The organism is Empedobacter sp. R750, from assembly GCF_030324345.1.
Classification (GTDB): Bacteria; Bacteroidota; Bacteroidia; order Flavobacteriales; family Weeksellaceae; genus Empedobacter; species Empedobacter falsenii_C.
On the sequence record NZ_JACAGF010000026.1, the window covers coordinates 1 to 23319 of the forward strand.

Consider the following 23319-nt stretch of genomic DNA (forward strand, 5'->3'; position numbering starts at 1 on the left):
TTTTTATTCCTTTCATAATTGTAAGATAAGTATTATATACCTTTTCTTACTCTGGAACTTTCGTTAGGATATCCAATCTTCTGTTTTCAAAATTTGTTTCCATTTTTTTGCATACGGCGTATATACTGTATAAGGAGAACTATCTTTCTTTAAAATATCTTTCTTGTCAAAAATTACCTGATCTTTAAATGCTTTAAACGAAATGTTAAATAACTTAAAATAATTGTAAATCGAAGTATCTCTTTTAATTGCCAAAGGTTCATAATCACGATTACAAAATATAGAATGAATAGCAAACTCAGTAGAAAGTTGCTGAAAAATTTTGAGAGGATCACCATAATATACATTGAGACTTGTCCCAAAAGATTTTAATTGATTATTAATCTTTTGAAGCGCTTGATGAATATAATCCACCCTCCTATCTTTCTTGTCATCCAGTTGTCGTAAAATACCTTCATCAAAAATAAAAATAGGTAACACAGGAACTCCAGATGAAAGAGCGTGGTACAGCCCAACATTATCTTCTAAACGAAGATCTCTTCGAAACCAAAAAATGGAAATTTTATTTTTCATTTAAAAATGGATTATCATTTCGATTATGTTCTACCCAAACCAAATTGGATATATCATAACCAATTTCTGAAGCTAATGCAAGAAAGTTTGTTTTAATATTCTCTGGAATATCTTTCGTCCTAGATAAAATCCATAAGTAATTTAGATTTTTACCTATAACCAATGCATATTGATAGTTTTCATCCAAAGCAATTACGTTATAACCAGCATAGAAAGGTCCAAAAAAGCTTACTTTTAGCTTTCCAATTTGCTTACCGTCTCTAAATTTTGCTTTACCTATAGCTTGCTTCCATGCTTGTTTATCCTCATTAAATCCGCTATTTGAAACCACTATATTCCCTTTTTTATCAAAAGTGTAGTTGGCGGACACATTATCCAAGTTTTTCTCGAAACGAAAATCTAAACGAGCGATTTCAAACCAAGTACCTAAATATCGATCAACTTCAAAATTTCGAACAGCATCTGCCTTTTTAGGAATAGAGGAACATGAATTGGAAAATATCAGTAAGCCTACACATACTACAATTAATAGTGTTTTATTTTTTATTTTCATGAGATTTTGATTTAAATTGTTTAAAAAAATAGAGAACTAAAAGAAATTGCGTATATCCATACACAGAATCTTCTATTGGTATAGTTCCCATTCTGATTCCCAAAAAATCATCAGGATTATAATTTACAATTGGTGATTCTAATCCTGTACCTGTTAGAACTCCATTTACAGGAAAAAAACCAAGCATAAGAATAGTGAAAACAAACGAAGCTTTTCCTATCCAATCGACACGACGAACAAAGTGTAAGTACATTAAAACAACCAATGTTATAACAGCTGTTAATAGTGTATAAATTCTATCATAATAAAGTAAAGCGACAATTGAACAAACAATCACACTAAAAAAAACAATCAGGTTATTAAAACTGGAAAGCCAGTCTAATTTAAAAAATTTATCAAAGCAGAAATAGGTAAATATACATGAAAAAGGAATACAAATAAAAAATAACCACTCTTCTATAGGTAAACCTCCTATTACAAAACCAAGTGTATAATCTGTATTAAACCACCACACTCCTTTAGCTGTAAACCATATATCCCATGCTATAAATGGAATAGCTACTACACTTGCAGCTTTTATAAAAGAACCAAAATAACGGTTAAAAAGAATACGAGAGTCAAAGGATGATATGAAACAAATGATTATTGTAAAAAATAAAATCAAAATATACGTATATGACATCATTTTTGAGTAGAATTAAAATACATTTTAAAATATTTGAAAGGAACATAAAGAAATCCAAAACATTCTCCATCTTCTTTAGTAAGGTGTTTATGATGTTGTTTATGAGCCCTTCGTAGCGCTAGAAAATAAGGATTTTTTACTCGACTAAAACATTTCAGTCGTTGATGAATAAAAACATCATGCACAAAAAAATACGCCATGCCATAAAGCATAATTCCTACCCCAACAAAAAATAAGTAATTATAACTATTGAGCGAACCAAAATACATCAAAGCAATAGTCGGAATCGCAAATATCACAAAAAAATAATCGTTTTTTTCAACTGATCCTTTATGGCTATGGTCATGATGATCTTTGTGGAGAAACCATAAAAATCCATGCATCACATATTTATGAATAAACCATGTAACAGGCTCCATAAGCACAAATACTAGCAACACCAAAAATAAATTCATACACCTACTTATTAAATAATTGCTTTAAGACTTGATGACGGTAATCAAATATTTTATTCAATTTTTTTTTCACCAAAAGAGAATGAACAACATTTCCCAAAACTCCAAAAGGAAGCTCATATTCTACTGTATCTTTCATTAAAATCCCCTTTTCATTAGGAATAAATTCATGAAAATGTTTCCAATATTTATATGGACCTTTTTGTTGAAAATCTGTAAAACTTTTCTGATGCTCTACTTGAATAATCTTTGTCTGCCATTTCAAAGGAATACCCAATAGCGGTGACACACTATAATTGATGAGCATACCTTCAAAAATTGGCTGATCCTGATCTTCTGACAAAACTGTAAAAGCCATATCTTTTGGTGTAATTTCCGAAAGATTCATTGGAGAAGAAAAAAATCGCCAAGCTGTATCAATATCACAATACAGCTGTTGTTCTCTATACAAACGGTACTTCATCACTTATTCGTTTAAAATTTTTTCAATATTTCTACGCAAATTTATAGACGATATTTTATGCCTATTTTCCGATAAGATTTGCGTATCTTCTTCAACCTTTGAATAGTAGTTCAAAAATGAGGGTGCGTTTTTTTGTACCGATAGCCGAATGAATCGCAATTCCAAATTTTCAGGTTCTATACGTATCGCCTCCTCTATATTCTTTTTACCTTTATTAAAAGTTTTAAGCTTATTTAATGGATTAGACACGTGCTTGGAATTAATTGTTTGAGCACCACCTAAATACCCCAAATAAATAGCAGATATATTTTTTATATGGTCCAATTCAACTATTACATTTGCACATAATTCTTTGTCATTAGATAACTTAGCATAATTAGCCCTTAGCTCTTCTAGAACTACCTCAGTTTGATTTATAAAACCTATAAATCCCACCATGAGAAACCCTAACATTTTAATCATAACCAAGCAGCTTTATATCTTAAGTAACTTTTAAACGCAACAAAAGCTTTTTCAGAATTAGCTATTCTAATTCTTCCATTTAAAATTTCTTTGGATGATTTTTTTTTGATCTTCTTAAATAAAGAAAGATAGTATTTATATGCTAGATAGACTCCAAAAATAGACGAAGCTGGAAGTTTTTTAATTCCAATTAATGCTTCATGAAATTCTTCTTCAATTTCTTTTTCTATCTCGTATTTTATCTTATTATCAAAACCACTTATATCCACATTCGGAAAATAAGTTCTACCCAAAATATGATAATCCTCTTTCAAATCTCGAAGAAAATTAATTTTCTGAAAAGCAGAGCCCAATTTCATCGCATAAGGTTTTAATTCTGCATACTTATCTTTATTACCATCTGTAAAAACTTGTAAACACATGAGTCCTACTACTTCAGCAGAACCTAAAATATAGGTTTTGTATAAGTCCGAGTCATATTCTATTTGTTGCAAGTCCATTTCCATACTACTCAAAAACTGATCGATAAGCTCTTTATCAATCTTATAATAATTTACAGTCTCTTGAAATGATTGTAAGATGGGGTTAAGCGATATCCTCTCATTTAATGCATGTAAAGTTTCTTTTCTCAATCTTTTTAAAAGCTTCTCTTTGTTATATCCATGAAAACTATCTACGATTTCATCTGCCAACCTTACATAACCATAAATCGCATAAATAGCCGATCGAATAGAAGGTTTTAAAGCGAGAATACCCAAAGAAAAACTTGTGCTATATTTTTGAGTTGTCATCTTACTCACCGAATAAGAAAGCTCATCAAATAATTGTTTCATACAGAATTAATTTTTTATTTTGTTGATCTCATTGGCAACTATTTTACCAGATATAATAGAGGGAGGAACTCCTGGTCCTGGAACAGTTAACTGACCAGTATAAAATAAATTTTTTAGCTTTTTATTTCTTATTTTAGGTTTTAGTACTGCTGTTTGATTAAGTGTATTAGCCAATCCATAAGCATTACCACCATAAGCATTATAATCGGACACAAAATCTCTGACACAATAACTTTTTTTAAAGTCAATTTTAGACTGTAAATCTTGAGTACCTGTATGCTTTTCTAATCGCAAGAGCATTTCCGTTAAATACTTCTGACGTACAAATTCATTGTCATTTATTCCTGTAGCAATCGGCATTAGTAAAAACAAATTTTCTTTACCATTAGGTGCTACTGAATGATCTGTTTTTGAGGGACAACAAGTATAGAACAAAGGTTTTTCAGGCCATCTTTTATCTTCGTATATGCTATCTATATGCAGATCTAAGTCATGTTCAAAGAATAGTGTATGATGTTTTAAATGCGGAATTGTTTCGTTAAAACCTAGATAAAAAATCAGACAAGATGGTGCAAAAGTCCTTTCTCTCCAATAATCAGCGGTATAATTTCTGTACTCTTCGTTCAAAAGTGTTTCAGTATGATGATAATCAGAAGAAGCAATTACTTCATCAAATTCATGGATTTTACCATTTATAAGAAGGGAACTTACTTTTTGATTTTTTACATTTATTTTTTCAACATTCGAATTAAAATGAAAGTTCGCCCCTTGTTCTTCTGCTACTTTTTTCATTGCTAATACCAGTTGGTAAAAACCTCCTTTAGGATAATAAGTACCTAGTACATAACCGCCATAATTCATCAAACTATACAAGGCTGGAATCTTTTCAGGAGATGCGCCCAAAAATATTACGGGGAACTCCATTAAAGCTCTCAATTTCTTATCTTTAAAATACCGTGCAACATAGGCTCTAAAATTAGATAGTAAATCTAATCTCAATGCACTTTTAGCAATTTTAAGAGAAATAAATTCACTCCAATTGGCACAAGGTTTATGTACAAAATCCTTCATTCCTACTTCATATTTGAATTTGGCAGATTTCATAAATTTTTCTAATTGAAAACCAGCACCTTTCTCTATTTTTTCGAAGGTTGCTTTTAGTGCTTCAAAATTTTCAGGTACATCTATTTTTTCATCCGAAAAAATCATCTCAAATTGAGGATTTAACGATATCAATTCAAAAAAAGAAGAAGTAGTATAACCAAAATCCTCAAAGAAATCTTGTATAACATCTGGCATCCAATACCAACTAGGTCCCATATCAAATACATAACCTTCTTCTGTATTTAATTGTCTTGCTCTTCCGCCTGGCTGATTATGTTTTTCAAATACATGTACTTCGTGTCCTTCTTTTGCTGTATAAGCAGCAGCAGATAAACCAGAAAATCCAGATCCAATAATGGCTATTCTTTTTTTCATATCTCGTTTTTAACTTCCTTTATATGTAGAATAACCATAAGGAGATACAGTCAATGGTACATGAAAATGCTTATTCCCTTTAATACGAAAAACAATCTCGATGAAAGGATAAAATGTTTGCAATTTTTTACTATCAAAATAAGATTGAATATGAAATACGAGTTTATAAACACCATCATTATTCTGATCATAAGGTAAAAAATTCCCTATTCTACCTTCTTTATCTGTTATTTGTGTACTTACCTTAGTCCACGAATTGTCCACATTCATTTTCTCTAATGTAACTGAAACAGATGGTGCAGGCTCCCCTGTAGAGTTATCTAAAATATGGCTGGACAATTGATATGTTTTCGTTTGTGAAAAACAAAACAACGAACAACAGATAAGTAGAAAGAAAAATATACTCTTTTTCATACTAGTTGTATTTAATTAATATGTTTGTAAGCCTCTTTTAATAGAGATTCTGTTTCAAAATTCTTTTCATAGATTGCTTGATGAAATTCTTCGAGTTTATGAAGTAGATTTATTAATTCCATTTTTTCAACATAAGTTAAATTACCTGCTACAATTTGTGTCGCAAGCCTAATTTTATCCATTTGTTCTTCAAGAACTTCTAAACCTACTGAACTAATTTGAATAACTTTACTTCTTTTATCCAGCTCAGATGAAGCTTGATCTACCCAACCTTTAGCAATTAGTCGATTTATAATTTGCATCCCTACTGGTTTTTCATGCACATTTTTCTTTATCAAATCCATTTTTGTCATCTCCCCAAATGCCTTTAAATTGATTAAGTAAATAAAATCTTCTTGAGATGAAAAATCCGATCCTATAATAGCAGATTTTGAATAACTTTTCGCATACCTATTCATATGAACAAGCAATGTACTTATAACACTTTCAGGCGATCTCATTTTCTCTTTTCCGATCCAATTAGGAACATCACAAGAACTTTCTAGCTGATTATTTAAAATAATCCACTTTTTAAAATCATTAATAGAAGCATTAGCATTACACGTATTTTCTTTTTCAAATTCTTCTATTAAATCAACTACATCTTTGATTAATTTGAAATTCATTTCTTGTATTTAGTTTACAAATATACCATTTTAAAACAAATAAAGAATAATATTATACTAAATATTAAAAATAATATCCGAGCTTATTAAAAATTATTAAAAACTATGTCATTTTATAATTATAATTATAATTCTAATTTATTTTTGTGAAGTCGATATTAACATTATAATTTAAATAATCGTTAAAAGTTTATAATTAAGAGGGGAATACATATTCTCACTTTTTTATTTGATGTCCCAATTAAAATTCCATAGATTTAAAAGAAAAAAAATCAAGTTAGAAGCTCAAGCAATATTATTTTATTAGTAAGTCAAACATTTTTTATAAAAATTAGTAAAGATATTTTATTACAATATGTTAAATTTTTAATAAACTTAACCACACCACCCCCTACACCATTGATAAATAAAGACTTTTACACTTTTTGTATCGGGAAGTAGTTATCTTTCTTTTATTTGTTAACTACCTGTAAATGTTATATTTAAGAGCAACTATGTTGCTCTTTTTTGTTGCCTAATTGCTATATTTTGATTAAATTTGATGTACAATTGTTGCCCAAGCATCAAGTTTGTTGCCCAAAGCACATCAAAAATTTTGTATGGAGAAATGATGCACCAACTAGCTACATTAAGCTACTTTGTGCTACAATTAGCAACATTATGAGTACAAATATCAAAATACCAAAATTCTGTCAATTCTGTGGGCAAGCCTTTGTTGCCCAAACCACCACTACTCGCTATTGTAGCCACAAGTGCAATTCAAGACACTATAAGCAAATCAAGAAAGAAGAAAAAATAAGAGCTACACTAAGTGAGCAAATTCAAAATGTAAGTTCTGCAAATCCCGAAACCTTGCAAAGTTTGCAAACCCTACAAAAACTCCCAATCCAAACCACCAACTTTATCAATCTTCGTGATAAAGAATTCCTAAGCGTACAAGAAGCCGCTATTCTTTTAGGCGCTAGTCGTTGGACAATTCAAAGAATGATTAATCGTAACGAATTAAAAGCTTCTAAAATTGGGAGAAGAACAATAATAAAACGTACCGAAATCGATAATCTTTTTAAATGATGAATTATGAAAGTATCTTTAAGACAACGCAAGAAAGGCAACAAAATAACCTTGTACCTTGACTATTACGACAAAGGCAAACGTGAATATGAATATTTAGGTTTGTACCTAACACCTGAACCAGAAAAAGGAAGTTTGACTAAAGCTCAAAAAGATGAAAATAAAAAAATCTTAGAGTTAGCAGAAAGTATCAGAAGCAAAAGACACTTAGAAGCACAAAATCAAATTTATGGTTTTAGAGATAAGGAGAAACAAAAAGGAAATTTCTTAACATTCTTTGAAGCGCTAACAGAAAAGAAGAAAGCCAGCATAGGTAATTACAGCAATTGGGATAGTACCAAAAAACATTTACAAGCGTACGATCCAAAAGGTGTTTCATTTGAACGTTTAGACAAAGACTGGTTAGAAGGTTTCAAAGACTATTTAGATAATGTAGCCATTACTAAAACAGGTGAACCTATATCTTTAAATACAAAATACTCTTATTTCAATAAAGTTAGAGCAGCATTAAAGCAAGCATTAAAAGAAGGATTGCTAACATACAATCCAGCCGAACAAGTACAACCATTTCCACAAGACGAAGTTCAAAGAGAATTTTTATCTTTAGAGGAAGTTCAAACCTTAGTGCATACACCTTGTAAAAATGAAACATTGAAACGTATGTTTTTATTTTCATGCCTTACAGGATTGCGTTGGTCAGATATTGAAAAGCTAAAATGGTCAGAAGTTCAATATTCAGAACAGTTAGGTAATTTCTTACGTTTCAAACAACAGAAAACCAATGGAGCAGAAATGCAACCTATTTCTGAAGATGCTCGTACCTTATTAGGCGAAGAAGGTAATCCAAAAGATAACGTGTTTACAGGTTTTAAATATGGCAATTGGAACAAAACCTTATTAAAAGATTGGATGACCGATGCAGGTATCAAAAAGCACATTACATTCCATTGTGCTAGACATACTTATGCTACATTACAATTAACGCTGGGTACAGATATTTACACCGTATCGAAGTTGTTAGGACATAAAAACCTATCCACAACCGAAATATACACTAAGGTTATTAATGAGAAAAAAATTGAAGCCGCTAACAAAATAAAACTGAACCTTTAATTATGGATTTGATTGTATATAGAAATATCCTTTATGGAGTTTTGAAACCTTGGCAACAAGACGATGCGAACGAAAAGTTTTTTAGACAAAATCTAAATCCTGACTTCGTCAATCCAGCTGATCCTTCAACATTTTACGAAGCGTTGAAAGAGCTTTTACCGACTTATCGTGAATTGTACAATGAAGATGGATTAGAGGTGTACGAAACTCAACCAGATACAGAGGTAGATTATACAATCAAAAAACCAATGATTAACATTCAGTTGCAAGAACCATTTTCTGCTACAAGTAAATTCTATTATTACGTATTACAGAATGAAACGACACGAATCAGTAACAGAATTTACTATTGCTTCAATAAAGACATTAACGAAACCAACAAAAAGGAATTAATCCAAAATGTTATAAAGTCTTGTAAAGATTTACTTTTAAGAATTGGCACAGACAAGAGTTTATATCCTACAGATAAATTAACGGATTATGTAATCGATTTATTGGTTAAATGTATCGTACGTTTACTAAAGGAAGTCGAATTACTTTATCCTTCCTATACCAATCAAATAAAAACAGAGCAATACGAGATATTCTCTGAATTGCTTCACGACCATTTCGAATATTTAGAAACAGATACTACCACACCAACATTCCAAGAGGCTAAAAATGCAATGCTTCAAATTGATGATTTCAAACTCGAAAAATCAGACAAACTATCTTTTGGCTTCAATGGAAATAAAGAAAATCTTAAATCAGTAATAATAGCATTAAACAGACATTTATATCTTTTAAATGAAGATAAAACCTCATCAGATGATTTATTAAGTGTGCTTACCTCTAAAGATTTAAAAATTGGTGCGCAACAAATTCATTTAGATTGCGAAACCACTCAATTTGCTTATATCGTTGATAAATTAAAATCACATTTTCATAACCTTACACCTACAAGTATCGAGAAAACCAATTTGTTTTATTCTAAAAAAGGCACACTATTAAAAAGGAATAATTTATATAAAAACAACAGCAATTATCCTAAAGAACAAGATACCATTGATAGAATTATCAAACAATTATAAATAAAAAAAGTAAGATGAGTAAGATGTCTTAGTAAGACGTTACTATCTTACTTTTTACCCTTTTATTTCTCTAGAATTTTGACTCATAACATTAAAATATAGCGTTATGAGTTCAGAAAATTTAATCCTAGAAAAGCTTGCTCAATTAGAAGGTAAAATTGAGGAGCAAAATTTATTGCAAAAAGAAGTATTAACGTTTAACGATGTGTGTAAGTATTTAGACATAAGTGCTTCACACCTTTACAAACTAACTTCTCAAAAGCAAATCCCACATTTTTGTCCACAAGGAAAAAAACTCTATTTCAATCGTACAGAAATAGACCAATGGTTAATGCGTAACAGGCAAGAAACTACGGAAGACATCGAAACAGCTGCAGCTAATTATTTAATCAAAAACAAACGTAAATAATTATGAGCTTTTATAGATTTTCCGAAGAAGAGGTTCAAGAGATTATGGATCGTTTAGATCAATTATCTATCGAGGTTAAAAAGAAACAACGTACTGAACCCGACCAAGTCTTTTACGATAATCAGGAGTTTCTCCAGATTATGAATATTAGCAAACGTACTGCCGCTTATTGGCGTACCGAAAACATTATTACCTATTCACAAGTAGGCAATAAAATCTACTACACTTTAGCCGACATCTTAGAGCTATTACAACGTAGTAAAATTCCAGCTAACAATTCCATTAACCTTAAATCTATTAACAATGACTAGAGTATCAATTTTCCAAAACTTCCATAATCCTGTACAAACCATTACATTACAGGATTTAATCTCAAACATCAAAACAGGTACATACCAAGACGATGTAAACACCATTCGTATGGCTATTGGAATGGGCAAACCCGAAAGAGCCGATGAATTAAAAAAGAACCTTTTAGCTTTCACGCCATCAGCAACCTATTCTGGTGGCAGAAAGAAAGCGTTTATTCAAGAATACAATCAAATCATTCATTTAGATTTTGATCATATTGAGGAGGAAGATTTAATTCAAATCACTACACAAACGGCATCTATTTCGTATACCTTAGCTTGTTTCAAAAGTCCAAGTGGTAATGGTTTAAAAGTATTTATTCAAGTAGATAGCTTAGTACAACACCACGACTTAGCATACAAACAAGTGCAAGAATATTACGAAAAGCAATTAGGTATTAATGCTGATCCTAAATGTAAAGATGTTACAAGATTGTGTTTTGTATCGTTTGATGAAAACGCATATTACAATCCATTAGCTACAATATTTGCTGTCAATACAAAGGTTGAAGAAAAAGTTGTCAGTCAATCGGTACAAATAACGAGTAGTCATACAGATGATGTATTTCAATATTGCGTTGATTTTACCAATAAGATTATCCAATTCGAAAAAGGCAATCGCAACAACTATGTATATCAGTTAGCGTGTAATCTAAACCGTAAAGGCATAAATCAATTAGATGCAGAACAATTCATTTTACAAAACTTTTATCACGAAAATCAAAAAGAATTCATCAAGTCTATTGAAAGTGCATACAGAAATCAAGCACACGAGTTTGGTACATTTGCAAAGACTGCAAACTTTGTAAACTTGCAAAAAGACAGTCCTCCTGATAAAGAACCAGTCTATGATGAGGTAGATTATCTTAAAACCACACCTACAATTCCTGCACATATCATCAATTATTTACCCGAATTATTAATCGAGGGTTGCGAAGCGTTTAAGGATAATGAACGCAAACGTGATGTATTTCTTACAGCTGGACTAACTATTTTAAGTGGTTGTTTGCCTAATGTTACAGGTATCTACCACCAAGAAAGAGTGTACCCGCATTTATTCTCATTCATTATTGCTCCTGCAGCAAGTGGAAAAGGTGTACTTAAAAATGCCAAACGTTTGGGCGATAAAATACACGAACGTTTTGTGAACAAATCGAATGAAGCTAAAAAAGCATTCGAAATAGAAAATGCAGAATACAAAACACTACTAGCCAAACGCAAAAAAGACGATGCAATACCCGAAAAACCTGTTGAGCCAAAATTCAATTTATTGTTTCTACCTGCCGATACCAGCCAAGCAATGATGATGAAAATGCTTCAAGACAACGAGGGTAAAGGTATCATTTGCGAAACAGAAGCCGATGCAATGAGTGGTGCAAACAAACAAGATTGGGGAAATTACTCGCATATTATGAGAGCCGCATTTCATCACGAAAAAATTTCAGCAGCTCGTAAAACCAATAATGAATTATTAGAAATTCCGAATCCACAATTAGCCGTTTCGTTATCAGGTACTCCAGCACAAGTACCCAAATTAATTCAATCAGCAGAAGATGGTTTGTTTAGTCGATTTATGTTCTATGCCTTCAAAAATGAAATTATATGGCAAGACCCATCACCTAAAAAAGGAGGGATTATTTTCAACGATCATTTCGAAAAGTTATCCAACGATGTGTTACAGATATATGATTTTCTAGAACAACACCCTACCGAAGTACAATTAACGCCCGATCAATGGCAACAATTAAATGTAGTTTTCAGTAAACTATTAACCAATACCGTATTATTCAATAGTGATGATACCTCAAGCATTGTATTCCGTTTAGGGTTAGTATTGTATCGTTTCTGTATGATTTTTACAGCCTTACGCAAAGTGGAAAATGGCGATTGTTCAGAAGTGGTAGTATGCACAGACGAAGATTTTTTAGCTGCACTAGAATTGATAAATGTATATCTAAATCATAGCATTTTAATGTTCAATAATCTAGCAAGTCAGTCAGAACCTATTACCTACAAAATGGGCAATAACAAAAAAGCTTTTTACGAAGCATTACCACAATCATTCCAGCGTAAAGAAGCAATAGAGTTAGGTGCAAAGTACAATCTATCAGAACGTTCAGTAGATGATTTTCTAAAAAATTCTGTACCCGAATTATTGTTTAAACCTAAAACAGGATGGTATGAAAAACTGTAGGTTAAAACTGCTTTTAATAGTTCAATAAAACAATGTATGATATAATTTACCAAAGAGATTGTAATAACTCTTTGGTTTTTTACTATATAAAAATTATGTTTCTATTAATATTCAAAATAACGAGTAAATAAAATCTGATTGTGAGAATATTTAAATAAATTAGCATCATATGCGTATTAATTAATACAGAATGAAAATCAACAGATTAAAAATTGTATTAGCTGAAAAAGATAAAACGAGTAAGTGGTTATCTTTTGAGTTAGGCAAAAGCGAAAGCACAATATCAAGATGGTGTACTAACGAAATTCAACCTTCATTAGAAACTTTAGTTACGATAGCAACTATTTTAGATATTGATGTTAAAGAATTATTGTATTCAACTAAAAAAGGAAAGGAAGATTAATGTTTAGTGGGATTGATATTTTAGAGAACGATATACTTGAACAAATGCCTGAAATATTAGACATCTTGTTATATGATAATACAACAAATGAAAATATTTTTTGGGCAACAGATAATTATATTGAGTTTGGTGAAGAGTTTAGTTTTAAATCACCAATTAAAATTCATTCAATTACAGGGATAAATGGTAATATTATTAAACCAAGAATTCAGAAAAGTAATGAATTAAAAAATAGTAGATCAAAAGACAAAGCCGAAGTATTTACACCTTCATGGGTATGTAATGCTCAAAATAATTTAATTGATGAAAAATGGTTTAATAAAAAAAATGTATTTAACCAGATATTAAAGGATGGTTCATCTACTCGATGGAAAACCATAAAGAGAAAAATTGAATTTCCCGAAGGTAAAACTTGGATTGACTATATATGTGATAAAAGATTAGAAGTCTCATGTGGTGAAGCACCATATCTTACAAGTAGATATGATACTACAACAGGTGATTATATAGAAATAAATAATAGAATTGGTCTTTTAGATAGAAAACTTAGAATTGTTTCTGAGAATGTAAAAAGCAAGGAAGAATGGTTTGAATATTCTTTAATAGCATATAAAAATATTTATGGTTATGAATGGCAAGGTGATAGTTTATTGTTAGCTAGAGAATCGCTATTATTTACATTTATAGATTTTTATAAAGAAAAATTTAATGAGTTTCCTGATTTTAATAAGATCAAAGAAATAGCACAAGTAATTTCTTGGAATATATGGCAAATGGATGGATTAAAATGCGTTATACCTGAAAGTTGTCATACAATTATTGAAGAAAAATTAGATTTATTTAATGATGCTGAAGTAAAAGAAAAAGAATGTGAGGGTTGCAAATCCAATAATATTAAATTACATAATGGAAAATATTGCCTAATAAAAAATTGGAAATTAAATTCCGAACAAAATAAAGATGAGATTATAAGATTTATTGATATTATATAATAAACTATCATGCCAAAAACTAACACTATAAATTTAAATTTACTTGATAATCTAATTTACGGAAGAGTTGAACCTCAATTGTATGCATTTACAACTGAAACTATTCCTAATTATCTTAAAATTGGTGATACTTATCGACCTGTAGATAAAAGATTAAATGAATGGAAAAAGTTTTTTCCTAATCTTGAAAGAAAGTATACGACTGTAGCAAAAATAAATAATGATATATATTATCGTGATTTATCTGTTCATAATTATTTAGAAAAGGATTTACATAAAATTCGATTATTACCAGGTGTTTTACCTTCTATTCCTTATTATTCAAAAGAGTTTTTTAAAGATACTTCTATTGATGATGTTAATTTAGCTATATCTGATATTAAACTAAATTTCGAAAATAATTCAGGCAAATATCAATTTTACAAGTTTGAGGAAAGCAGAATTCCAGAAACCTTTGTGTACGATAGAAATAAAAATTTTCCTCCAAGACCTAATCAGCAAGAAGCTATTAATAATTTCAAAAATGCTGTTAGTAATGTAAGAACAAATCTATTAATGTATGCAGTTATGAGATTTGGCAAATCTTTTACATCTATGTGTTGTGCTACCGAAATTTCAGCAAAATTAGTTGTTGTTGTATCTGCTAAAAAGGATGTCAAAGAAGAATGGAAAAAAACTGTAGAAAGTCATGTTCGTTTTAAAGATTATGAGTTTGTTGATTCTGATAAATTACTTGAAACTGAAAATTACTTATCTTCTAAAATTGAACAAAACCAAAAGATAGTTTTATTCTTAACACTTCAAGATTTACAAGGCGATTCAATTAAGAATAAGCATAAAGAGTTATTCACTTCATCAATAGATTTATTAATTATAGATGAAACTCATTTTGGAGCTCGTGCAGAAGAATATGGTAAAGTTTTAAGTTTATCTAAAGCTGAATTAAAAAAAGAATTAAAGAATTCAGATGAAACTTATGATCAATTAGAGGATTCAATTAAAGTTTTAGATGCAAATATAAGGCTTCATTTATCTGGTACGCCTTACCGTATTTTGATGGGATCCGAATTTACGAAAGAAGATATTATAGCTTTTTATCAATTTTCTGATATAGCTGATGATCAGCAAGAGTGGGATCATGAAAATCTAAATCGTGATGAAGTAAAAGAATGGGATAATCCATATTATGGCTTTCCTCAAATGATTAGATTTGCGTTTAATCCAAGTAAAGCAGCAAGAAAAAGATTAGAAACATTAAGGAGTAATGGTATTTCATATGCCTTTTCTGCATTGTTTAAACCAAAATCAATACTAAAAGATACAGTTTCTAATAATCATAAATTTTTCGACTATGAAAATGAAATATTAGAACTTTTCGAAATTATTGATGGTTCAAAATCAGAAGAAAATATTTTAAGCTTCTTAGATTATGATAAGATTAAGGAGGGTAATATGTGTAGACATATAGTTATAGTTTTACCTTATCGAGCATCTTGCGATGCATTAGAAAACTTAATTTTAAGTAATAATACAAAATTTAAGAATCTAAATTCATATGAAATTATCAATGTATCAGGTGTAGAGAATGAAACGCTTTATCGTACCGTTGAAGATGTAAAGCGTAAAATCAAAAATTGCGAATCTAATAATATAAAAACCATTACTTTAACTGTTAATCGATTATTGACAGGTACAACGGTAGAAGAATGGGATACTATGTTATATCTTAAAGATACTTCTTCACCTCAAGAATATGATCAAGCTATATTTCGTTTACAAAATCAATACATTAAGGAACTTGTTAATGAAGATGGCGATGTTATAAAATTCAATATGAAACCTCAAACATTATTGGTAGACTTCAGTCCAAACAGAGTTTTTATAATGCAAGAGCAAAAAGCACAAATATATAATGTTAATACTGATGCTAATGGTAATAATAAACTAGAAGAAAGACTTAAGAGAGAACTAGAAATATCTCCAATAATTACAATTAATCACAATAAAATTATTCAAATTGAAGCTACTGATGTACTTGATGCAGTAAGGAAATATTCAAGTGAAAGAAGTGTATTAGATGAAGCTGTAGATATCCCAATAGATTTTAGTTTATTAGATATTGATTTAATCAAAGACGTAATCCAAAAACAGGGTGAAATTGGTTCTAAACAAGGTCTTAAAATTGAAAACACAGATAGTGAAAATGGAGATGATTTAGATATACCAGATGGTGATACTGAATCACCTAATGAAAGTTCAAATAGTAGTAGCAAAAATAATGAAGAATTAAACGAAGATTCTTTACGTAAGAAATTCGCTACATATTATTCAAAAATATTATTCTTTTCATTTTTAACAGATTCAAAAATAAAATCTTTAAAAGATATAGTGGATTTATCTGTTGGAGAAGAAAATACAAGAATATTAAATAATTTGGGATTAAATATTAAAATTCTTACTTTATTGAATGATAATATTAACCCTTTTATTCTTAAAGAATTAGATTATAAAATACATAATATAAATTCTTTAGCCAATGATGATCGTCTATCTGAATTTGATCGTGCAACAATTGCTTTAAATAAATTTAGTAGATTATCCGATTCAGAAGTAGTCACACCTAAAAATGTAGCTAAATCTTTAATAGAATTGATACCTGAAACAAGTGTAAATACTGATTTTAGAATATTAGATATTGCAAGTAAGCAGGGTGAATTTGTTTATGCTACTTTTGAGAAATTTGGTAAAAATGTAGCAAACAATTTTTACTCTATCCCTACATCTAACATTGCTTATGAATTTACACGTAAAGTATATACATTATTAGGGCTAGATATAAGTAAAATAGAAAAAAATTACTCATCATACGATTTGTTAAATAGAGATGATATTGTAATTAATAATGAAATTAAAATAAATAATACAGCAATGAAATTTGATGCTATTCTAGGTAATCCTCCTTATCAAGCAAAAGATGGTGGAGCAGGTGCAAGTGCTAAACCTATTTATAATCAATTTGTTTCTATAGCAAAAGGCCTTAACTCTAAATATATTTCTATGATTATTCCTACAAGATGGTTTTCTGGAGGAAAAGGCTTGGATGATTTCAGGGATGAAATGTTGAATGATAAGCATATTGTAGAACTACATGATTTTCTTAATCCTAAATCTATATTTAAGGATACTAACAACAGAGGTGGAATATGTTATTTTTTGTGGGATAATAATTTTGATAATACAAAAAATACAACGAAAATTTTTACTTATAAAAATGAAACACCTTTGGTAAGTATTAGAAATTTAAAAAATGAGGATACAGATATTTACATTAGACACCAAGAATCATTAGACATTTTAGAAAAAGTAACAAAAAATAATTCTTTTATTACTTTTGAAAACTATGTTTCTTCAAGAAAGCCATTTGGTTTGGATGGTAAGATCGTAAAGGATGAAACAATCTTTAAAAGCAGTAAAGTTTATGACGATGATTTAAAATGTTATGGAAAAGCTAAATCTATTGGATACATTAGGAAATCTATTATTACAAAAAATGTAAATTGGATAGAAAAATTAAAAGTATTTACTCCATATGCAAATAATATAGGTACTGAATTACAAGATGATAATTTCAATACTATAGTGGGTTATGAAAATGAAATTTGTACTGAGACTTATATAATTTTAGGTGTTGAATTAAATTTAAATGAATTAAGTGCTCAGAACCTTGCAAAATATTTTAAGACAAAATTTGCTAGATTTTTACAAAGTTTAGCTAAATCAAGTCAGCACGGTACCTCTAAAACATATAAATTTATTCCTGTTCAAGATTTTACAGAAAAATCAGAAATTGATTGGACAAAAGATGTAAGTAATATTGATTTACAATTGTATGAGAAATATAAATTATCAAATGAAGAAATTCAATTTATTGAAGAATCTATAAAACCTATGTAATCAATATGTTTATATATAAGAATTCTAAAGAGAATTTTTCAAGATTAAACGAAAAGCAATTTAAACTTGAAAAAGAAATTCAAATATTATTTGAATCAAACTTGGATTTATTAACAGGTTTAAAGTTTATAAAATCTGAATTTACTATAAAAAGTAACCGTATTGATACATTGGCATTTGATGAAGAAAGTAAATCTTTTGTAATAATTGAATACAAGCGAAACCAAAATTACTCTGTCATTGATCAAGGTGTTTCGTATTTAAATTTAATGCTTGAATATAAAGCTGATTTTATTGTTGAATATAATGAAACACAAAGCGAAAATTTAAAACGTAATGATGTTGATTGGTCACAAACCAGAATCATTTTTGTGTCACCTTCATTTACTGAATTTCAAAAGCAATCTTCAAACTTTAAGGACTTGTCTATAGAATTATGGGAAATTAAACAGTTTGAAAATGATTTAATTATTGTAAATCCAATAAAAAAATCAAAATCAGCTCCAAGTATTAAGCAAGTACAACAAAGTGAAGATTCGGAAATTTCTAAAATTGCTAAAGAAATTAAAGTATATACAGAAGAAGAACACTTAGAAGGTAAAAATGATGATATAATTGAATTGTATGAATCTTATAAAGAAGCAATTTTAAAACTATCTAGTGATATAGAAATTGAACCTAAAAAAATGTATATAGCATTTAAAAAAGGGAAAAATGTAGTAGACATTCGTATTCAACAGAAAAATTTAATTTTCTGGATTAATATGAAAAAAGGAACTTTAGATGATCCTAAAAATATAGTGATTGATTGTTCAAGCAAAGGACATTATGGTAATGGTGATTATGAACTCTCTATTTCCGATACTAACAATCTAGAATATATTATGAGTTTAATTAAACAAGCAATTATATAATTGATATAACCAATAAATCGAAAACAACAATTTATTCTATTACGTAAAGGAGCAAATTTGCTCCTTTTTTATTTCCCTAAAATATTGTAAGTTAGTTGTATACATTCAGTACCGATAACCCTAATTAATCACGATGAAATATGCAGCAACTTACGATAAATTTAATACCATTAGAGATCAATAACGCTACTTTACAATGTAGCTTTTATACAGAGAAGTTCGAAGGTTCATATCCATTACACAGAAGCGAATTACCTTGCGAATTATGGGACAATCATCAAGAGGAAATAAAAGATAAATTTTATTATACTTCATTTGAAATTGGGCAAGATGCTGCATTCACCACAACCATAGATTTATCCAAATCAACCAAATTTGCGAAGCATTATTATACGCAACAGCTATTGCGTTATATTTCGCCATTGGTAGATGCGGTAAAACTAAACTTTGTAAAAGACATCGAAGTTTGGATGAAGAACACCCAACTATCTAAAACAGAGTACACCACTTACGATAAATACACGTTAAAAATAGAATATTCATACCTCATCAATAACTTAGCGTTATTAATAGCGTATGATGGCGTATCTAAGGTAGCTACACAATCCATCAACACATTTAATATTCCAACCCATCATTTCAAAAAAGTAATATTCAGAAACGAGATTTTAAGTTTCGATAAACTACATAACGAAGCAAAATTACATTTGGAAGAAGTATATCCAGTGCTAAACATCGGACTAAAAAACATTTTAGGAATAGAACATACGATTGATAAATCAACCAACAGATACAAAACCTATTATCAGTTAATCAATGATTTTAAGAAGAAATATGTAAACAACAGCACATTAAGTTTTATAAATCCATCAGATAACTTTTACCCAATACCAGCCGAAAAGGTATATGCTACGCATTACCATTCCAATAATTTAAGGTTTGGCAAAGACAAAGAAATAGATCCAAAAGTCGGTATCAAAAAGTTTGGGCCTTATCAACCAAGCCCACATCAACACGTGAAGTTCTTTTTTATATATCATCAGCCTGATAGACAAGAATATGTAAAACCTTTATACACTTATTTTACCGAAGGTTATAAAACATTTTTTCCGCCATTAGCTAAACATATTTGTCAACCATTCCATATGGATAAAGACAACAGCTTAGCGTATAAGGACATTAAAACAGCTTTAGTAGAATTAAAGCAACATCTCATACATTTCAAAAAAGAACCCAATACACGATATGTAGCCATCTATGTGAGTCCTGTTCATAAAGAATCCGAGCAAGATGTACAGTTGTATTACCAAATCAAAGAGGAGTTATTAAAACAAGATATTTCCTCACAAGTCATATATAAAGAAAGCATCAAAAACAATTATTTCGGAGCATTCTTAGAGAACATTACACCCGCTTTATTAGCCAAAATAGACGGTATTCCTTGGCGTTTGGATAGAGAGCTAAAGCAAGAATTAATCATTGGTGTAGGAGCTTTTAAATCGGCTCAATTCAACACACGTTATGTAGGCAGTGCATTCTGTTTTAATAACAAAGGAGAATTCAAAGGATTTGATTGTTTCAGAAACAACGAAATAGATTTAATAGCAGGTGCAATAGGAAAGCAGGTGCTAAAATTTGTTATAGATAATAACAACCAAGCCGAACGATTAATTATACATTATTACAAACCAATAGGAAAGGATGAAATAGACCCTATACAACAAACATTAAAACGATTAAATCTAGATATTCCAATCATTATTATTTCTATCAACAAAACAGAATCATCAGATTATGTAGCATTTGATACCCAATCACCAGAATTAATGCCAATAAGTGGAACAATATTGCAAATAAGCAAACTCAAATACCTATTATACAACAATACAAGATATTCAGTAGAAGGCAAACCAATAGCATATCCATTTCCAGTAAAATTAGCATTATACTGTACAGACAAAGATTATTTAGAGAACGTCAACAACGTAAAAGAATTAATAGACCAAGTCTATCAATTCAGCAGAATGTATTGGAAATCGGTAAAGCAACAAAACTTACCTGTAACCATCAAATACCCAGAAATGGTAGCACAAATATTCCCACATTTCGAAGGAGATAAACTACCCGACTTCGGAAAAAACAACCTGTGGTTTTTGTAAATGTAATTTACTGACAAAGAAATAATATCTTGTATATTTATAGATTTAATCTCCAACTAAATGATTGTGAAAAATAATGGGAAATATTGTCAATAGTATTAATGACCAAATACAAAAATTTAAAGATAGAAAGTTAAATATAAGCTGTTACGAAGAAAGTAAGCTTAAAGAAATACTATTGGATATAGGATATTATAGATTAGGATTTTATTGTTATTACTATTATGATAAAAACAAAAATGAATTCGATCAAAATATTAAAATTTCAGATATTGTCAATCTATATTATCTAGATATTGACTTAAAATATTTACTATTAAAATACATTAATCGTATTGAAATTAATTTTAGAACAAAGTTGATTTACTATGTATCAATGAAATATAAAGATAATCCATATTGGTACGTAGATGAAAATATAATGAGTGAAGAATATGTAAAGGATTTTAAAGAGAAGATTTATACTGAAAAATTCAAAACAGAAAATTTAGCTTTAAAAAAACATCACGAAAAACCTACAAGTGGAGATTATGCACCTTGCTGGAAAGTATTTGAGTATTTAACTTTTGGTTCGATAATAACGATTTTTAATAATATTAAAGATGAGGAAGTCAGACAGAGAGTTTGTGATAAATATAATATTAAGCATTTAAATAAGTTCAATTTGCTTTTAAATTCAGTTAGATTAATTCGTAATATTTGTGCGCATAGTGGTGTATTATTTGATTATTCATTGCCTAAAAGTGTTAGTACAATACCTCAAATAAACTTTAATAAAGGCGATAGAAATTCTTTAGATACATCGATAAAAATAATAGGTTTTTTTATTGAAAATATTTCAGTGAATCGCTATCAAGATTTCCAAGATGAAATTAAAGACTTTTTTGAAACTAGAAAGAAAGATACTGTATTAGCATCAGTGATTAAGGATAGAATAAAATATTTAGATTAAAATATACTACTTATCAAATTATTTGTATATTTGCACTACAAAGTGCCTCACTCGACAAGCTCATTTGGTGCACTATAAAAAAATATTCAGCTCGGTTTTTATAGCCGAGCTTTTTTTATGTCTACAATAAAACGGCTTTTAGGTTTCGGATAAATTGAAGTTTTGTCCATTCTAATCTATGGATATAAGTAGTAATTCTTAATTATATACTATTGTTTCATCAAATATTATATCGTAATATTGCAATGATAATAAATCAATAATGGGAATAACTAAATCGGAAATATTTACAGACGAACAAAATAAACTAGCTACTTTATTCAAGGTATTAGGACATCCTGCTCGTGTGGCTATTATTCAGCATATTATCAAACAGAATGCGTGTATCTGTACGGATTTGGTGGATGAATTAGGTTTGGCACAAGCCACCATTTCTCAACATTTAAAAGAATTAAAAAGTATCGGAATTATTCAAGGTTCCATCGAAGGAAAATCGGTTTGTTATTGTATTGATGAAAAGGTTTGGGCTGCAATTCAAAATGAATTTTCTAACTTTTTCAATCAAAATGTCAAAATAGAGAAATGCTGTTAAGGCGTTTTTTTTGAAATAAACCATCGTAATATTACGATTAATAAATAATATAAGAATATGAAACTTTCAGAAATCAAAGAAATCTTACCAACATTAGAAAATGTTGAATTTCAATTAGAGGATGCTACTTTCGTGCCAGAGCATTTCCACGTTACAGAAGTGGGAGAAATCACAAAGAAATTTATTGATTGTGGTGGAGTTATTAGAAATGAAAAAGTAGTAAACTTTCAACTATGGAATGCTGATGATTACGAACATCGTTTAAAACCAGGTAAATTATTAAACATTATTCGCTTATCCGAAAATAAATTAGGAATTGAAGATGCCGAAATCGAAGTAGAATATCAGTCGACTACAATTGGTAAATACGATCTTGAATTTAATGGAAAACATTTCATTTTAAAAAATAAAAAAACAGCTTGTTTAGCCGAAGATGCTTGCGGTATTCCCGTTGCAACTGAAAATAAATTTAGAGTAAAAGAAGAAAAATGGATATCCCCCTGAATTTTCCAGTGTAAGTTAAGCTACATTTTTTAAAAATTGTAAATTATTATTAAACTCAAA

24 protein-coding genes are annotated in these 23319 nt (G+C 29.4%); 14 read left to right on the top strand and 10 right to left on the bottom strand.

Annotation, left to right across the window (positions count from 1 at the left end; translation table 11 throughout):
• Positions 1 to 63 precede the first annotated feature (63 nt).
• The 10 genes from HXZ74_RS16295 to HXZ74_RS16340 all read right to left on the bottom strand — a co-directional run bounded on the left by HXZ74_RS16295 (position 64) and on the right by HXZ74_RS16340 (position 6582).
• The gene (locus tag HXZ74_RS16295; protein WP_286476353.1) at positions 64 to 573 is read right to left on the bottom strand and encodes a deoxyribodipyrimidine photo-lyase; all 510 of its coding nucleotides are present in this window, start codon (positions 571 to 573) and stop codon (positions 64 to 66) included.
• Complete coding sequence (locus HXZ74_RS16300; protein ID WP_286476354.1) at positions 563 to 1126, bottom strand: lipocalin family protein; 564 nt, start codon at positions 1124 to 1126, stop codon at positions 563 to 565. The genes HXZ74_RS16295 and HXZ74_RS16300 overlap by 11 nt, the downstream gene beginning before the upstream one ends.
• Positions 1110 to 1811, bottom strand: coding sequence for a lycopene cyclase domain-containing protein (locus tag HXZ74_RS16305; protein ID WP_286476356.1), 702 nt, complete (start codon positions 1809 to 1811; stop codon positions 1110 to 1112). The genes HXZ74_RS16300 and HXZ74_RS16305 overlap by 17 nt, the downstream gene beginning before the upstream one ends.
• Complete coding sequence (locus HXZ74_RS16310) at positions 1808 to 2266, bottom strand: sterol desaturase family protein (RefSeq protein WP_225539248.1); 459 nt, start codon at positions 2264 to 2266, stop codon at positions 1808 to 1810. Before HXZ74_RS16310 ends, HXZ74_RS16305 begins: the two co-directional genes overlap by 4 nt.
• Before the next feature lie 4 nt (positions 2267 to 2270).
• On the bottom strand, positions 2271 to 2729 hold the full coding sequence (locus tag HXZ74_RS16315) for an SRPBCC family protein (protein ID WP_171623642.1): 459 nt from the start codon (positions 2727 to 2729) through the stop codon (positions 2271 to 2273).
• Positions 2730 to 2732: 3 nt separating this feature from the next.
• Positions 2733 to 3191 carry a hypothetical protein gene (locus HXZ74_RS16320; RefSeq protein ID WP_286476358.1) on the bottom strand — a complete coding sequence of 153 codons (459 nt, stop codon included), beginning with the start codon at positions 3189 to 3191 and terminating at the stop codon, positions 2733 to 2735.
• The gene (locus tag HXZ74_RS16325) at positions 3188 to 4024 is read right to left on the bottom strand and encodes a phytoene/squalene synthase family protein (RefSeq protein ID WP_286476363.1); all 837 of its coding nucleotides are present in this window, start codon (positions 4022 to 4024) and stop codon (positions 3188 to 3190) included. Before HXZ74_RS16325 ends, HXZ74_RS16320 begins: the two co-directional genes overlap by 4 nt.
• Positions 4025 to 4030: 6 nt before the next feature.
• A complete protein-coding gene (crtID, locus tag HXZ74_RS16330) occupies positions 4031 to 5503 on the bottom strand; it encodes a bifunctional phytoene desaturase/3,4-desaturase (RefSeq protein ID WP_286476366.1) in 1473 nt (490 codons plus the stop codon).
• Between the two features lie 9 nt (positions 5504 to 5512).
• A complete protein-coding gene (gene uraH, locus HXZ74_RS16335) occupies positions 5513 to 5842 on the bottom strand; it encodes a hydroxyisourate hydrolase (protein WP_435653712.1) in 330 nt (109 codons plus the stop codon).
• An 86-nt stretch (positions 5843 to 5928) separates the two neighbouring features.
• On the bottom strand, positions 5929 to 6582 hold the full coding sequence (locus HXZ74_RS16340) for a MarR family winged helix-turn-helix transcriptional regulator (protein WP_280050383.1): 654 nt from the start codon (positions 6580 to 6582) through the stop codon (positions 5929 to 5931).
• Positions 6583 to 7242: 660 nt separating this feature from the next.
• Here HXZ74_RS16340 and HXZ74_RS16345 point away from each other — a divergent pair.
• The 14 genes from HXZ74_RS16345 to HXZ74_RS16410 all read left to right on the top strand — a co-directional run bounded on the left by HXZ74_RS16345 (position 7243) and on the right by HXZ74_RS16410 (position 23259).
• A complete protein-coding gene (locus tag HXZ74_RS16345; RefSeq protein WP_280050261.1) occupies positions 7243 to 7653 on the top strand; it encodes an excisionase family DNA-binding protein in 411 nt (136 codons plus the stop codon).
• A gap of 6 nt (positions 7654 to 7659) precedes the next feature.
• Complete coding sequence (locus HXZ74_RS16350; RefSeq protein ID WP_286476373.1) at positions 7660 to 8766, top strand: site-specific integrase; 1107 nt, start codon at positions 7660 to 7662, stop codon at positions 8764 to 8766.
• A gap of 2 nt (positions 8767 to 8768) precedes the next feature.
• Complete coding sequence (locus HXZ74_RS16355) at positions 8769 to 9836, top strand: DUF6617 family protein (RefSeq protein WP_286476375.1); 1068 nt, start codon at positions 8769 to 8771, stop codon at positions 9834 to 9836.
• A gap of 106 nt (positions 9837 to 9942) precedes the next feature.
• Entirely contained in the window at positions 9943 to 10245 is a 303-nt protein-coding gene (locus tag HXZ74_RS16360) for a helix-turn-helix domain-containing protein (RefSeq protein WP_286476377.1), read from the top strand.
• A 2-nt stretch (positions 10246 to 10247) separates the two neighbouring features.
• A complete protein-coding gene (locus tag HXZ74_RS16365) occupies positions 10248 to 10556 on the top strand; it encodes a helix-turn-helix domain-containing protein (RefSeq protein ID WP_146309812.1) in 309 nt (102 codons plus the stop codon).
• Positions 10549 to 12789 carry a DUF3987 domain-containing protein gene (locus tag HXZ74_RS16370; RefSeq protein WP_286476379.1) on the top strand — a complete coding sequence of 747 codons (2241 nt, stop codon included), beginning with the start codon at positions 10549 to 10551 and terminating at the stop codon, positions 12787 to 12789. Before HXZ74_RS16365 ends, HXZ74_RS16370 begins: the two co-directional genes overlap by 8 nt.
• Positions 12790 to 12979: 190 nt before the next feature.
• The gene (locus HXZ74_RS16375) at positions 12980 to 13192 is read left to right on the top strand and encodes a helix-turn-helix transcriptional regulator (RefSeq protein WP_286476382.1); all 213 of its coding nucleotides are present in this window, start codon (positions 12980 to 12982) and stop codon (positions 13190 to 13192) included.
• Positions 13192 to 14184: a restriction endonuclease subunit M gene (locus tag HXZ74_RS16380; protein WP_286476384.1), complete on the top strand. Its 993-nt coding sequence runs from the start codon at positions 13192 to 13194 to the stop codon at positions 14182 to 14184. Before HXZ74_RS16375 ends, HXZ74_RS16380 begins: the two co-directional genes overlap by 1 nt.
• Before the next feature lie 9 nt (positions 14185 to 14193).
• Complete coding sequence (locus tag HXZ74_RS16385; RefSeq protein ID WP_286476387.1) at positions 14194 to 18138, top strand: Eco57I restriction-modification methylase domain-containing protein; 3945 nt, start codon at positions 14194 to 14196, stop codon at positions 18136 to 18138.
• A gap of 5 nt (positions 18139 to 18143) precedes the next feature.
• Entirely contained in the window at positions 18144 to 19052 is a 909-nt protein-coding gene (locus HXZ74_RS16390) for a DUF5655 domain-containing protein (RefSeq protein WP_286476389.1), read from the top strand.
• Positions 19053 to 19192: 140 nt separating this feature from the next.
• Positions 19193 to 21211: a Piwi domain-containing protein gene (locus HXZ74_RS16395; protein WP_286476391.1), complete on the top strand. Its 2019-nt coding sequence runs from the start codon at positions 19193 to 19195 to the stop codon at positions 21209 to 21211.
• A 76-nt stretch (positions 21212 to 21287) separates the two neighbouring features.
• A complete protein-coding gene (locus tag HXZ74_RS16400) occupies positions 21288 to 22163 on the top strand; it encodes an Abi family protein (protein ID WP_280037788.1) in 876 nt (291 codons plus the stop codon).
• A 262-nt stretch (positions 22164 to 22425) separates the two neighbouring features.
• A complete protein-coding gene (locus tag HXZ74_RS16405; RefSeq protein WP_125350838.1) occupies positions 22426 to 22755 on the top strand; it encodes an ArsR/SmtB family transcription factor in 330 nt (109 codons plus the stop codon).
• Positions 22756 to 22812: 57 nt separating this feature from the next.
• Positions 22813 to 23259, top strand: coding sequence for a DUF6428 family protein (locus HXZ74_RS16410; RefSeq protein WP_286476393.1), 447 nt, complete (start codon positions 22813 to 22815; stop codon positions 23257 to 23259).
• Positions 23260 to 23319: the final 60 nt, after the last annotated feature.

Bases quoted from the DNA above. Each gene is read 5' to 3' on its own strand.
- HXZ74_RS16295 (WP_286476353.1), bottom strand. From the start codon at position 573: ATGAAAAATAAAATTTCCATTTTTTGGTTTCGAAGAGATCTTCGTTTA.
- HXZ74_RS16300 (WP_286476354.1), bottom strand. From the start codon at position 1,126: ATGAAAATAAAAAATAAAACACTATTAATTGTAGTATGTGTAGGCTTA.
- HXZ74_RS16305 (WP_286476356.1), bottom strand. From the start codon at position 1,811: ATGATGTCATATACGTATATTTTGATTTTATTTTTTACAATAATCATT.
- HXZ74_RS16310 (WP_225539248.1), bottom strand. From the start codon at position 2,266: ATGAATTTATTTTTGGTGTTGCTAGTATTTGTGCTTATGGAGCCTGTT.
- HXZ74_RS16315 (WP_171623642.1), bottom strand. From the start codon at position 2,729: ATGAAGTACCGTTTGTATAGAGAACAACAGCTGTATTGTGATATTGAT.
- HXZ74_RS16320 (WP_286476358.1), bottom strand. From the start codon at position 3,191: ATGATTAAAATGTTAGGGTTTCTCATGGTGGGATTTATAGGTTTTATA.
- HXZ74_RS16325 (WP_286476363.1), bottom strand. From the start codon at position 4,024: ATGAAACAATTATTTGATGAGCTTTCTTATTCGGTGAGTAAGATGACA.
- crtID (WP_286476366.1), bottom strand. From the start codon at position 5,503: ATGAAAAAAAGAATAGCCATTATTGGATCTGGATTTTCTGGTTTATCT.
- HXZ74_RS16340 (WP_280050383.1), bottom strand. From the start codon at position 6,582: ATGAATTTCAAATTAATCAAAGATGTAGTTGATTTAATAGAAGAATTT.
- HXZ74_RS16345 (WP_280050261.1), top strand. From the start codon at position 7,243: ATGAGTACAAATATCAAAATACCAAAATTCTGTCAATTCTGTGGGCAA.
- HXZ74_RS16350 (WP_286476373.1), top strand. From the start codon at position 7,660: ATGAAAGTATCTTTAAGACAACGCAAGAAAGGCAACAAAATAACCTTG.
- HXZ74_RS16355 (WP_286476375.1), top strand. From the start codon at position 8,769: ATGGATTTGATTGTATATAGAAATATCCTTTATGGAGTTTTGAAACCT.
- HXZ74_RS16360 (WP_286476377.1), top strand. From the start codon at position 9,943: ATGAGTTCAGAAAATTTAATCCTAGAAAAGCTTGCTCAATTAGAAGGT.
- HXZ74_RS16365 (WP_146309812.1), top strand. From the start codon at position 10,248: ATGAGCTTTTATAGATTTTCCGAAGAAGAGGTTCAAGAGATTATGGAT.
- HXZ74_RS16370 (WP_286476379.1), top strand. From the start codon at position 10,549: ATGACTAGAGTATCAATTTTCCAAAACTTCCATAATCCTGTACAAACC.
- HXZ74_RS16375 (WP_286476382.1), top strand. From the start codon at position 12,980: ATGAAAATCAACAGATTAAAAATTGTATTAGCTGAAAAAGATAAAACG.
- HXZ74_RS16380 (WP_286476384.1), top strand. From the start codon at position 13,192: ATGTTTAGTGGGATTGATATTTTAGAGAACGATATACTTGAACAAATG.
- HXZ74_RS16385 (WP_286476387.1), top strand. From the start codon at position 14,194: ATGCCAAAAACTAACACTATAAATTTAAATTTACTTGATAATCTAATT.
- HXZ74_RS16390 (WP_286476389.1), top strand. From the start codon at position 18,144: ATGTTTATATATAAGAATTCTAAAGAGAATTTTTCAAGATTAAACGAA.
- HXZ74_RS16395 (WP_286476391.1), top strand. From the start codon at position 19,193: ATGCAGCAACTTACGATAAATTTAATACCATTAGAGATCAATAACGCT.
- HXZ74_RS16400 (WP_280037788.1), top strand. From the start codon at position 21,288: ATGGGAAATATTGTCAATAGTATTAATGACCAAATACAAAAATTTAAA.
- HXZ74_RS16405 (WP_125350838.1), top strand. From the start codon at position 22,426: ATGGGAATAACTAAATCGGAAATATTTACAGACGAACAAAATAAACTA.
- HXZ74_RS16410 (WP_286476393.1), top strand. From the start codon at position 22,813: ATGAAACTTTCAGAAATCAAAGAAATCTTACCAACATTAGAAAATGTT.